The sequence below is a fragment of the Streptococcus mitis SK597 genome, assembly GCF_000148545.1.
Classification (GTDB): Bacteria; Bacillota; Bacilli; order Lactobacillales; family Streptococcaceae; genus Streptococcus; species Streptococcus mitis_C.
On record NZ_AEDV01000012.1, the window covers coordinates 19,023 to 31,305 of the forward strand.

Genomic DNA, 12,283 nt, shown 5'->3' on the forward strand with positions numbered 1-12,283 from the left:
AGGCAAACGCTTGCACAAAACTCTGAAAAGCGCTATCATAGACTACAGATTATTAAAATAATGAGGTAAGAAGATGCAAGAAAAATGGTGGCACAATGCCGTAGTCTATCAAGTTTATCCTAAGAGCTTTATGGATAGTAACGGAGATGGAATTGGCGATTTGCCAGGTATAACCAGTAAGTTAGACTATCTAGCCAAGCTGGGGATTACAGCGATTTGGCTTTCTCCCGTTTATGACAGCCCCATGGATGATAATGGCTATGATATTGCTGATTATCAAGCCATTGCGGCTATTTTCGGAACTATGGAGGACATGGACCAACTAATTGCGGAAGCTAAGAAGCGTGATATCCGTATCATCATGGACTTGGTGGTCAATCATACCTCTGATGAACATGCTTGGTTTGTCGAGGCCTGTGAAAATCCTGATAGCCCTGAGAGAGATTACTATATTTGGCGGGATGAACCCAATGATTTGGAGTCTATCTTTAGTGGGTCTGCTTGGGAATACGATGAAAAATCAGGTCAATACTATCTCCACTTTTTCAGCAAGAAACAGCCGGATCTCAACTGGGAGAATGAAAAACTTCGCCAGAAAATTTATGAGATGATGAACTTCTGGATTGATAAAGGGATTGGCGGTTTCCGTATGGATGTTATTGACATGATTGGCAAAATTCCTGATGAGAAGGTAGTCAATAATGGTCCTATGCTCCACCCTTATCTCAAGGAGATGAATCAGGCAACCTTTGGTGACAAAGATCTCTTGACAGTAGGAGAGACTTGGGGAGCAACGCCAGAGATTGCCAAGCTCTACTCTGATCCAAAAGGGCAAGAATTGTCTATGGTCTTCCAGTTTGAACATATCGGTCTTCAGTATCAGGAAGGTCAGCCTAAATGGAACTATCAAAAAGAACTGAATATTGCTAAGTTAAAAGAGATTTTCAACAAATGGCAGACAGAGTTAGGAGTTGAGGACGGTTGGAATTCTCTCTTCTGGAACAATCATGACCTCCCTCGTATTGTCTCTATCTGGGGAAATGACCAAGAGTATCGCGAAAAATCTGCCAAAGCCTTTGCCATCTTGCTTCATCTCATGAGAGGGACTCCTTATATCTACCAAGGTGAGGAAATTGGGATGACCAACTATCCCTTTGAAACGCTGGACCAAGTAGAAGATATTGAATCTCTTAACTATGCGCGTGAGGCTCTTGACAAAGGTGTTTCACTGGAAGAAATCATGGACAGTATCCGTGTTATTGGACGTGACAATGCCCGTACCCCGATGCAATGGGATGAGAGCAAAAACGCTGGTTTCTCAACAGGTCAACCTTGGTTGGCAGTTAATCCAAACTATCAAAGAATCAATGTACAAGAAGCGCTAGGAAATTCAGATTCTATTTTCTATACTTATCAGAAGTTGGTCCAAATTCGTAAGGAGAACAGCTGGCTGATTCGAGCTGACTTTGAATTGCTTGATACGGCTGATAAGGTTTTTGCCTATATCCGTAAAGATGGGGACCGTCGTTTCTTAGTTGTGGCCAACTTGTCCAATGAAGAGCAAGACTTGACAGTAGAAGGAAAAGTCAAATCTGTCTTGATTGAAAACATGGCTCAAGAAGTTTTTGAAAAACAAATCTTGGCTCCATGGGATGCTTTCTGTGTGGAATTGACTGACTAAAATGAGAGAGATTGGGTAAAAACTCGACTTCAGGAGAAAATGAAGTAAATCTTCCCACAATAAAACGCATAGTACCAAGGTTTTCATTGTACTGACCTGATATTATGCGTTTTTTGTTTTAAAGACTTTTTTTCCAGCCTCTTTTTGCTAAAAGTTGTGTAAAAACTCTTTTAAAAACATTTGTTAGAATTTTCTAACAAATTCTACAAGAAGTCTTGCATTTATAAAAAAATAGGGTATAATAGTGAAAATACTATTTTGAAGGAGATTATTTATGCAATCGAAAAAGTGGCTCTTAGGAGCAGGAGTGACCTTGAGCACAGCCATTCTTTTAACTGCTTGTGGGAAAAGTGAAAAGAATGCAGATGCTCCCAAAACATTTTCTTATGTTTATGCAGTTGATCCATCATCCTTGGATTATAGTGTTACAAGTAAAAGTTCAACTTCTGACGTAATAGGTAATGTCGTCGACGGTCTTTTAGAGAATGATAAATATGGGAATCTCATTCCTTCTCTAGCAGAGGATTGGTCAGTTTCTAAAGATGGCTTGACTTATACCTACAAACTTCGTAAAGGTGTGAAGTGGTATACTTCAGAAGGAGAAGAGTATGCGGAAGTTAAAGCTCAGGATTTTGTTACAGGTCTGAAACATGCAGCAGATGGAAAGTCTGATGGTCTTTCTTTGGTTGAGAAATCCATCAAAGGATTGGAGGCTTATGTTAGTGGTGAGACAAACGATTTCTCAACTGTAGGTGTAAAGGCTCTTGATGATTATACGGTAGAATATACCCTTAATAACCCGGAAAGTTTTTGGAACTCTAAAGTAACCACAGCAACCATGCTTCCTGTAAATGAAGAATTTTTGAATGCAACAGGCAAGGATTACGGAGCGCCAACTCCATCAAGTATTCTTTACAATGGCCCATATTTTTTGAAATCTTTGATTTCTAAATCTGTGATTGAATATGAAAAAAATCCTAACTATTGGGATAAGGACAATGTCAAAATTGATAATGTTAAATTGACATTCTATGATGGTTCAGATCAAGAATCCTTAATTCGTAGCTTTACACAAGGTGCCTATACCACTGCACGTCTTTTTCCAGCAAGCTCAAACTTTGAGTCAACTAAGAAAGAGTACGGAGATAAGATTGTCTATAGTCCACAAGAGGCAACAAGCTACTACCTCACTGTGAACGTAAACCGCCAGTCTTACAATAAAACAGCTAAAACAGATGAGTCACAAAAAACATCAACAAAAGAAGCTCTTCTCAATAAGAACTTCCGTCAGGCTCTTAATTTTGCATTTAATCGCCACGCCTATACAGCTCAATTAAACGGTGAAGAGGGTGCGGATAAGATTATTCGTAATAGTCTAGTGCCAGATAATTACGTTCAAGTAGCTGGGAAGACCTTCGGACAGTTGGCTCAGGATGAACTACTGAAATATGGAGAACAGTGGAAAGATGTGACTCTCACAGATGGTAAGGATACAATTTACAATCCAACAAAGGCTAAATCTGCATTTGAAAAAGCGAAGTCAGAATTGCAAGCTAAGGGAGTGAGTTTCCCGATTCATTTGGATGTGCCAGTAGAACAGACAGATGTAGTTGCAGTTCAACAAACCAATTCGCTAAAACAATCAATTGAAGAAACGCTTGGAACGGAGAATGTCATTGTAGATGTTCTTCAAATGACAGATAATGAGAAGGAAAGTATTACTTCTCAAGCTAAAGTTCCAACCCAAAAAGATTATGATTTGAACGGAACAGGTTGGGGACCAGATTACCAAGATCCAGCAACCTATCTCAATATTTTAGATGCTAAGAAGGGTTCTGCCTTGAAACATCTAGGTATAACAAAAGGCAAGGATCCTGAAGTTGTGGCGAAAGTTGGCTTGGATGAATACAAGAAGCTCTTGGATGATGCGGCTTCTGAGACAAGTAATCTTGATAAACGATATGAAAAGTATGCTAAAGCACAGGCTTGGGTTACTGATAGTTCACTTCTTATTCCAGTTGCTTCTTCAGGGGGCTCTCCTATGGTTAGTCGTACTGTTCCATTTACCAAAGCTTATTCACAGGTTGGTATTAAGGGGGATCCATTTATTTTTAAAGGAATGGAACTTCAAAATGATATTGTGACAACTAAAGAGTATGATGCAGCCTTCAAAAAGTGGCAAAAGGAAAAACTGGAATCGAATGCTCAGTATCAAAAGGATTTAGAAAAGCACATAAAATAATGTGAATGAGAATCTTGCTTTCGTTAGGTTATCAGTTAATTCATTGATATTTAAATGATAAATCGCATAAAAACAAGGGAGGACTGTATGAAAGGCAGGAATCCTTTGTTTTTTATAACCAAAGTTTATAAATTTTCATTCTCAAAATTCAATTAACTTTACAAATTTCCACTATTTTAGTAAAATAAATATATGTTATAAAAACTAACATAAAGGAGAAAGAAGATGAATACAAAAAAGCGTGTCCTTAGTGCAGGCCTGACTTTTGCGGCTGCCTTGCTTTTAGCTGCTTGCGGACAATCAGGTTCAGATACAAAAACTTACTCATCAACCTTTAGTGGAAATCCAACTACATTTAACTACTTGTTAGACTACTACGCTGACAATACATCGATTATCACCAACCTAGTTGATGGTTTGCTTGAAAATGACAATTATGGAAACCTAGTTCCGTCTTTGGCAGAAGACTGGTCTGTTTCAAGCGACGGTCTGACTTATACCTATAAATTGAGAAAAGATGCCAAATGGTTCACAGCTGACGGTGAAGAGTACGCCCCAGTCAAGGCACAAGATTTTGTGACAGGTATCAAGTATGCAGTGGATAATAAATCACAGGCCATTGACCTGATTCAAAATTCAATCAAGGGCTTGAATGATTATATTACAGGAGCGGATTCTGACTTTTCTAAGGTTGGGGTGAAGGCCATCGATGACCAGACTGTTGAGTATACTTTGACACGCCCAGAACCTTACTGGAATTCAAAAACAACCAATAGTATTCTTTTCCCAGTAAATGAAGAGTTTCTAAATTCAAAAGGGAAAGATTTTGGGACCCTATCTCCAGATAGCATTCTCTACAGCGGACCTTATTTGTTAAAAGATTTCACATCAAAATCATCGATTGAGTATGTGAAAAATCCGCATTACTATGATCATGACAAAGTATCGATTGAGCATGTGAAATTGGCTTATTTTGATGGCTCAGACCAAGAATTGACTATCCGTAACTTTGAAAGTGGAGCCTATTCTATCGCGGGGGTTTATCCAAATAGCTCTAACTTTGCCAAGACCAAGGAGAAATATAAGGATAATATCGTCTATAGCTTGCAGGACAAGACTTCTTGGTACTTCAATTTCAACGTCAACCGTAAGGCTTACAATCACACTGCTAAAACGACAGATGAGCAGAAGAAGTCGACTGAGACAGCTGTCTTGAACAAGAACTTCCGCCAAGCAGTGAACTTTGCCTTGGACCGCACAGCCTATTCCGCTCAGTCAAATGGGGAAGAAGCGGCTAGCAAGACCCTTCGTAACACCCTAGTACCTCCTACATTTGTCCAAGTTGGAGACAAGACCTTCGGAGAAGTAGTCGCTTCTAAATTGGTCAACTATGGCACAGAATGGTCAGGTATTAACTTGGCAGATGCTCAGGATGCCTATTTTAACAAAGAAAAAGCCCAAGCAAAATTTGCAGAAGCTAAAAAAGAATTGGCAAGTCAAGGTGTGACCTTCCCAATACACTTGGATGTGGCAGTTGATCAGACAAGTAAAAATGCCGTGACAGGTATGAACTCTGTTAAGCAGACCCTTGAATCAGTTTTGGGTGCTGATAACATTGTCATTGATGTTCAACAACTTTCAACAGATGATTTTAATAATGTAGCCTTTTTAGCGCCAACACCAGCTGATCGTGACTATGATTTGAACTTTGATGGTTGGGTAGGTGACTACCAAGATCCGTCAACTTATCTTAATCCTTTCAATGCAGAGGATGGGTTCTACCTCAAGATTTTTGGTCTAGATGCTCAAGAAGATAAAGCTAAGATTGCTAGCTTGGGGCTTGATACTTACACCAAGATGCTCAAAAATGCAGATAGCGAAAATAAAGATGTAGCCAAACGCTATGAAAAATATGCTGAAGCACAGGCTTGGATGATTGACAATTCTCTGATTATGTCAGCCGTGTCAAGTGGTGGTACAGCATCTGTAACCAAAGTAACGCCATTTACAAGAGGCTATTCACTGGTCGGTATCAAGGGCGATGGAAATAACTACAAGTACATGAAACTGCAAAAAGATACTGTGACAACCAAACAGTTTGAAGAAGCCAAGACTAAATGGGAGCAAGAAAGCAAAAAAGCTATCGAAAAAGCTCAAAAAGAAGCAGAAAATCATGTTAAATAATGATGAGCAGTTCTATTGGATGATTTTTATAAAGTCGTCCTAATAGGACTGTTTTTTGCTGTATGGGCTAGTAGTTGTCTAGTTATGCTGAATTGTAAATGAAATGTTGTATTGATTTTGATGGTTTAATGCTCAATGAAAATCAAAGAGCAACTAGGAAGCTAGCTCAAAGTACAGCTTTGAGGTGGTAGATAGAACTGACGAAGTCAGCTCAAAATACTGTTTTGAGGTTGTAGATGGACGCTGACGTACTTTGAAGAGATTTTCGAAGAGTATAAGTGCTTATGATGTCCAAATAACCTATATCTAAGAATGTTTATAAACTCGCTAAATGTAGAATTTATAGTAAAAAAGTGATATAATAGTAACATTAAATGTATAGGTGTTAATCATGAGTAGACGTTTTAAAAAATCACGTTCACAGAAAGTGAAGCGAAGTGTTAATATAGTTTTGTTGACTATTTATTTATTGTTAGTTGGTTTTTTATTGTTCTTAATCTTTAAGTACAATATACTTGCTTTCAGGCACGTTAATATAGTGGTCGCAGTTTTTGCCGTGATGGTTGCTGTGACTGCCGCAATATTAATAATTTATAAAAAAGCAGAAAAGTTCACGATTTTCTTTTTGACACTAGCTGTTTTAGTGAGTTCAGTTTCTCTATTTACTCTGCAGCAATTTGTAGGATTTACAAGTCATATTAATGCAACTTCAAATTATTCAGAGTATTCTCTCAGCGTCGTCGTTTTAAAGGATAGCGATATCAATAATGTTACCCAATTATCTAGTGTTATGGGGCCAACAGGTACGGATAATGAGAATATTCAAAAGCTAATCGCTGATATTAAGACGAGTCAAAATAAGGAATTGACAGTTGAAGAAAGCAGCTCCTATCTTGCAGCCTATAAGAGTTTATTGGCTGGAGATACGAAAGCGATTATCTTAAACAGTGTCTTTGAAAACATTATCGAATCGGAATATCCTGACTATGCTTCAAAAATTAAGAAAATCTATACCAAAGAATTAACCAAGACGGTTGAAACTCCAAAAGATGTCAAAGGTGACAGTTTCAACGTTTATATCAGCGGAATTGATACTTACGGTCCAATCAGTTCAGTTTCTCGTTCGGATGTCAATATCATTATGACAGTGAATCGCGAAACTAAAAAAATTCTCTTGACAACAACCCCTCGTGATTCCTATGTTCCAATTGCAGATGGTGGCAACAACCAAAAAGATAAGTTAACCCATGCAGGGATTTATGGTGTAGATGCTTCCATTCACACACTGGAAAATCTCTACGGCATTGACTTAAACTACTACGCTCGTTTGAATTTCACCTCTTTCTTGAAATTGATTGATCTCCTTGGTGGAGTCGATGTCTATAATGATCAGGAGTTTAATGCACATACAAATAATGGAAAAAATTATCCAGTAGGTACATTACATTTGGATTCGAAAGACGCTCTTGGATTTGTGCGTGAGCGCTATTCTCTGGCAGATGGAGACCGGGATCGTGGTCGTAACCAGCAAAAGGTCATTGTCGCTATTTTGCAAAAATTAACCTCTACAGAAGCTTTGAAAAATTATGACAGTATTATAAAAGGGCTGCAAGATTCGATTCAAACCAATATGCCGCTTGAAACCATGATGAATTTGGTCAATGCCCAACTTGAGAGTGGTGGAACTTATAAGATCAATTCGCAAGATCTTAAAGGAACAGGGCGTATGGATTTACCGTCTTACGCCATGCCTGAGAGTAATCTTTACATGATGGAGATAAGTGACAGCAGTTTAGAGTCAGTCAAGGCTGCGATCAATGATGTGTTGGAAGGAAAATAAAACAAAATGATTGATATTCATTCGCATATTGTATTTGGTGTGGATGATGGTCCTAAAACGAAGCAAGAAAGCAAGGCGCTTTTGACAGAAGCTTATAGGCAAGGGGTAAGGACTATTGTATCGACATCGCATAGACGAAAAGGAATGTTTGAAACTCCTGAGGAGACAATAGCAACAAATTTCCAAGAAGTGAAGGAGCTAGCCAAGGAAGTGGCTCCAGACTTGACCATTCTCTATGGAGCAGAGATTTATTATACCCATGATGTGCTTGAAAAGTTAGAGAAGCAGGTGATTCCAAGTCTTAATGGGACACGCTATGCTCTTATTGAGTTTAGTATGGCTACCCCTTACAGGGAAATCCATACTGCCTTGAGCAATGTTCTCATGCTTGGAATAACGCCTGTAGTTGCCCACATTGAACGTTATCATGAATTAGAAAATAACGAAAAACGGGTAAAAGAGTTGATTGATATGGGTTGCTACACTCAAATCAATAGTTCAAGCATTTTAAAACCAAAGTTATTTGGGGATAAATATAAATTTATGAAGAAACGAGCTCGCTATTTTCTAGAGCGTGACTTGGTTCATTTTGTTGCTAGTGATATGCACAATTTAGACCAAAGGCCGCCTTATATGAAAGAAGCTTATGAGAACGTCTCAAAACAATACGGTGAAAGAAAGGCGAGAGAATTATTTATTGAAAATCCTCGCTTCATCTTAGCTGATCAAATTATTTAGGAGTTGACATGAAAGAAAATAAAGAAATTATGATTGATGTTTTTCAATTGTTTAAAGTCCTTTGGAAGAAGAAAATCGCTATTATCCTAACTGCGATTGTAGCAGCTGTCATCGCTTTTGGTGTAAGTAGTTTTGTACTGACACCTGAGTATTCTAGTACGACACGTATTTATGTGGTCAATCGAAATCAATCGGAAAAAGCAGGGTTGACGAACCAGGATTTGCAGGCTGGAACCTATCTGGTAAAAGACTATAAGGAAATCATCCTTTCTCAAGATGTACTGGAGAAAGTCATTTCAAATCTTAAACTAGAGAAAACAGTTAGGGAATTAAGCAAGAAGATTCAGGTAACAGTACCTGTGGATACTCGTATCGTATCAATTACTGTAAAAAATGCACAACCAGAAGAAGCGAGTCGTATTGCAAATGCTCTTCGTGAAGTGGCTGCTGAAAAAATCATTTCTGTAACTCGTGTGTCTGATGTGACAACATTGGAGGAAGCAAGGCCGGCATTAAGTCCTTCATCACCTAATATTCGTCGTAATACTTTGCTTGCTTTCCTAGCAGGTGGAGTAGTGATGGTTGTTTCTATCTTATTGTTTGAATTATTAGATGATCGTGTTAAACGACCAGAAGACGTGGAAGAAGTAATGCAGATTGCACTTCTAGGGATTGTTCCAGATTTGAATAAGTTAAAGTAAGGGAGAAAACATGCCAACATTAGAAATCGCACAAAAGCATTTGAATTTTGCCAAAAAAGCTGAAGAACACTATAATGCTTTGCGCACCAATATTCAATTAAGTGGTGATAATCTGAAAGTTCTTTCCATCTCGTCTGTTAAATCTGGTGAGGGGAAATCGACAACATCAATAAATATTGCTTGGGCCTTTGCGCGTGCAGGCTATAAAACTTTATTGGTGGATGCAGATATTCGGAATTCTGTCATGTCAGGAGTCTTTAAATCAAGAGAAAAAATTACTGGCCTAACGGATTTTCTGGCAGGTACTACTGACCTTTCTCATGGACTTTGTGATACCAATATTGAAAATTTATTTGTTATTCAAGCAGGACCTGTATCTCCTAACCCAACAGCACTTTTACAGAGTGAAAACTTTGCCACTATGATTGATACCTTGCGTAAGTATTTTGACTATGTCATTGTGGATACTGCACCGATTGGGATGGTGATTGACGCTGCGATTATTACACAAAAATGTGATGCTTCTATCTTGGTAACGGCAACTGGAGAGACAAAACGACGTGATGTCTTAAAGGCTAAAGAACAGTTAGAACAAACAGGAACTCCATTTTTAGGTGTAGTTCTAAATAAATTTAACATAGAAGTTGGAAAATATGGAGCTTACGGTGGTTATGGAGCTTATGGAGCTTATGGTTCTTATGGAAATTATGGAAAAAAGAAGTAGGTAGAGTTAGCTAGGAGGTAGTTTTGGGAGAAGTATCAAATATTCGAAAATTAGAGATTCTCATAATACAACTGTTTCCGATTTATCTGTTATCGTTTGTATTAGCTAGTCATGAACTTCTGGCATTTCTGATGGTGATTCACACTATTTCTTACTACATCAGTGCATATAGTAAAAATTTCAAATATCGGAGCCTTGCAGAGGAATGTATACAAACATTAAAATATATACTGGTTTATCTTTTCTTATCCTGTATAGTTTTTCCGATTTTAGAACCCAATATACCTTATTTATCGTTAATCAATCTATTATGCATTGTGGCTGTAAATTCAATTATGCTAATGGTTGTTAATATTTGGATTCGTAAGGTTTGGAAGTTCTTATCTCGCAAAAAAAAATATACTCAGCGAATCTTACTAGTGACTACACGTGCACGAGTTGAGAGAGTACTGAAGCAAGTTTCTACTTATGAGTATGGCTATGTTTCAGCTGTTTGTATTGTAGATGATGAGCGTTTTGAATCGTCTAATTTTACAATCGTTACGCTGGATAACCTAGTAACTTATGCTACGAGATCAGTAGTAGATCAAGTGGTGATTAATCTTCCAAGCGAGAACTTTTTGATTGCAGACTTTGTTTCTCGATTTGAAACAATGGGCTTACCAGTAGCTGTCAATATAACGGCTTTAGATTTTATAACCAATAGTGAAAAAGCGATTCAACGATTTGGGAATTCTAGTGTCGTCAATTTCTCAACAACCTTTTATCGTTCAAGTGATATTGCTCTTAAACGTGTTATAGATATTATTGGCTCTTTGGTTGGTCTGATTATTTGTGGTCTGGTGTCTATTTTTCTTGTTCCTCTGATAAAAAGAGATGGAGGCCCTGCTATTTTTGTCCAAGATAGGGTTGGTAGAAATGGACGAGTATTTAAATTTTATAAATTCCGTTCTATGAGAGTAGATGCGGAGGAAATCAAGAAGGAATTGATGAGCCAGAACCAGATGCAGGGTGGAATGTTTAAGATTGAAAATGATCCACGTGTGACAAAGATTGGTCACTTTATTAGAAAGACGAGTCTAGATGAATTGCCACAATTTTGGAATGTTCTAAAAGGTGATATGAGTTTAGTTGGTACTAGACCGCCAACCTTAGATGAGTATATGACGTATACACCGGAACAAAAACGTCGTCTAAGTTTTAAACCTGGCATAACAGGACTTTGGCAGATTAGTGGTAGAAGTAATATTACAAACTTCGATGATGTAGTAAAATTAGATGTTGCTTATTTAGATGGCTGGACAATATGGAAAGATATTGAGATTTTATTGAAGACAATAAAAGTTGTAGTAATGAAAGATGGAGCAAAATAAATAGAAAATGTCAGTGATAAAAATAATCGTAGCCACGCATAAACAATTTGTCATGCCTCAGGATAAAGAACTTTATCTCCCAATTCATGTGGGATGTGAGGGTAAAAAAGATTTAGGTTTTCAAGGAGATAATGCTGGAGACAATATTTCCGTTTTAAATCCGTATTATTGTGAGCTTACCGGTCTCTATTGGGCATGGAAAAATTTAGAGTGCGACTATTTAGGTTTGGTACACTATCGTCGTTATTTTACTAAGAAGGCTGTAGCCTATAAGGATTCAATAAATATAGATGCGGTTATTTTAGATAAAGATGATGTTGAGAAAATGTTAGAAGTTTCAAATGTTATCGTTCCTAAAAAAAGAAAGTACTATATTGAAACTCTATATTCTCACTATGCTCACACCTTGGATAGTAGCCATTTAGATCTAGCTGGGAAAATGATTGAACAGAAAACTCCTGAATATCTGGCAAGTTTTGATAAGGTGATGAAGCAGAGAAGCGGCTATATGTTCAATATGTTTATTATGAAAAAGGAACTAGCCGATGATTATTTCACTTGGCTATTTCCAATTTTAGATAGTATGTATGAATGTATGGACTTATCAAGTTTAACAGCTTTTGAAGCACGCTTATTTGGTAGAGTAAGCGAACTGCTATTTAATGTATGGTTAGTGAAAAATAACTTGACTCCTACGGAAGCACATTTTATGTATATGGAAAAAGTAAATCTATTTAAAAAAGGTTTATCATTCCTACAAGCAAAATTTTTAGGAAAAAAATATGGGAAAAGTTTTTAGG

General features: G+C 37.5%; 9 protein-coding genes. All 9 read left to right on the plus strand.

What is annotated here, in order from left to right; genetic code table 11:
• The first annotated feature begins 73 nt into the window (after positions 1–73).
• The 9 genes from SMSK597_RS04575 (at position 74) to SMSK597_RS04610 (ending at position 12,282) form a co-directional block, all read left to right on the plus strand.
• On the plus strand, positions 74–1,681 hold the full coding sequence (locus SMSK597_RS04575; protein WP_001156792.1) for a glycoside hydrolase family 13 protein: 1,608 nt from the start codon (positions 74–76) through the stop codon (positions 1,679–1,681).
• A 274-nt stretch (positions 1,682–1,955) separates the two neighbouring features.
• The gene (locus SMSK597_RS04580) at positions 1,956–3,923 is read left to right on the plus strand and encodes a peptide ABC transporter substrate-binding protein (protein WP_001190860.1); all 1,968 of its coding nucleotides are present in this window, start codon (positions 1,956–1,958) and stop codon (positions 3,921–3,923) included.
• A 225-nt stretch (positions 3,924–4,148) separates the two neighbouring features.
• Positions 4,149–6,107 carry a peptide ABC transporter substrate-binding protein gene (locus SMSK597_RS04585; RefSeq protein ID WP_001093130.1) on the plus strand — a complete coding sequence of 653 codons (1,959 nt, stop codon included), beginning with the start codon at positions 4,149–4,151 and terminating at the stop codon, positions 6,105–6,107.
• A 391-nt stretch (positions 6,108–6,498) separates the two neighbouring features.
• Positions 6,499–7,947 carry an LCP family glycopolymer transferase CpsA gene (gene cpsA / locus SMSK597_RS04590; RefSeq protein ID WP_000091089.1) on the plus strand — a complete coding sequence of 483 codons (1,449 nt, stop codon included), beginning with the start codon at positions 6,499–6,501 and terminating at the stop codon, positions 7,945–7,947.
• Positions 7,948–7,953: 6 nt separating this feature from the next.
• Entirely contained in the window at positions 7,954–8,685 is a 732-nt protein-coding gene (gene cps4B, locus SMSK597_RS04595) for a capsular polysaccharide biosynthesis protein Cps4B (protein ID WP_000565388.1), read from the plus strand.
• 8 nt (positions 8,686–8,693) lie between these two features.
• Positions 8,694–9,386: a CspC family polysaccharide chain length determinant protein gene (locus SMSK597_RS04600; RefSeq protein WP_000662189.1), complete on the plus strand. Its 693-nt coding sequence runs from the start codon at positions 8,694–8,696 to the stop codon at positions 9,384–9,386.
• A gap of 10 nt (positions 9,387–9,396) precedes the next feature.
• Positions 9,397–10,110, plus strand: a complete 714-nt coding sequence (locus SMSK597_RS04605; protein ID WP_001142499.1) for a tyrosine-protein kinase — start codon at positions 9,397–9,399, stop codon at positions 10,108–10,110.
• 23 nt (positions 10,111–10,133) lie between these two features.
• Positions 10,134–11,483, plus strand: coding sequence for a sugar transferase (locus tag SMSK597_RS0102035; protein WP_000504967.1), 1,350 nt, complete (start codon positions 10,134–10,136; stop codon positions 11,481–11,483).
• Between the two features lie 7 nt (positions 11,484–11,490).
• Positions 11,491–12,282 carry a DUF4422 domain-containing protein gene (locus SMSK597_RS04610; protein ID WP_000111252.1) on the plus strand — a complete coding sequence of 264 codons (792 nt, stop codon included), beginning with the start codon at positions 11,491–11,493 and terminating at the stop codon, positions 12,280–12,282.
• Position 12,283: the final 1 nt, after the last annotated feature.

What these genes read in the sequence shown, in the direction of transcription:
- SMSK597_RS04575 (WP_001156792.1), top strand. Translation starts at nt 74, where the DNA reads ATGCAAGAAAAATGGTGGCACAATGCCGTAGTCTATCAAGTTTATCCT.
- SMSK597_RS04580 (WP_001190860.1), top strand. Translation starts at nt 1,956, where the DNA reads ATGCAATCGAAAAAGTGGCTCTTAGGAGCAGGAGTGACCTTGAGCACA.
- SMSK597_RS04585 (WP_001093130.1), top strand. Translation starts at nt 4,149, where the DNA reads ATGAATACAAAAAAGCGTGTCCTTAGTGCAGGCCTGACTTTTGCGGCT.
- cpsA (WP_000091089.1), top strand. Translation starts at nt 6,499, where the DNA reads ATGAGTAGACGTTTTAAAAAATCACGTTCACAGAAAGTGAAGCGAAGT.
- cps4B (WP_000565388.1), top strand. Translation starts at nt 7,954, where the DNA reads ATGATTGATATTCATTCGCATATTGTATTTGGTGTGGATGATGGTCCT.
- SMSK597_RS04600 (WP_000662189.1), top strand. Translation starts at nt 8,694, where the DNA reads ATGAAAGAAAATAAAGAAATTATGATTGATGTTTTTCAATTGTTTAAA.
- SMSK597_RS04605 (WP_001142499.1), top strand. Translation starts at nt 9,397, where the DNA reads ATGCCAACATTAGAAATCGCACAAAAGCATTTGAATTTTGCCAAAAAA.
- SMSK597_RS04610 (WP_000111252.1), top strand. Translation starts at nt 11,491, where the DNA reads ATGTCAGTGATAAAAATAATCGTAGCCACGCATAAACAATTTGTCATG.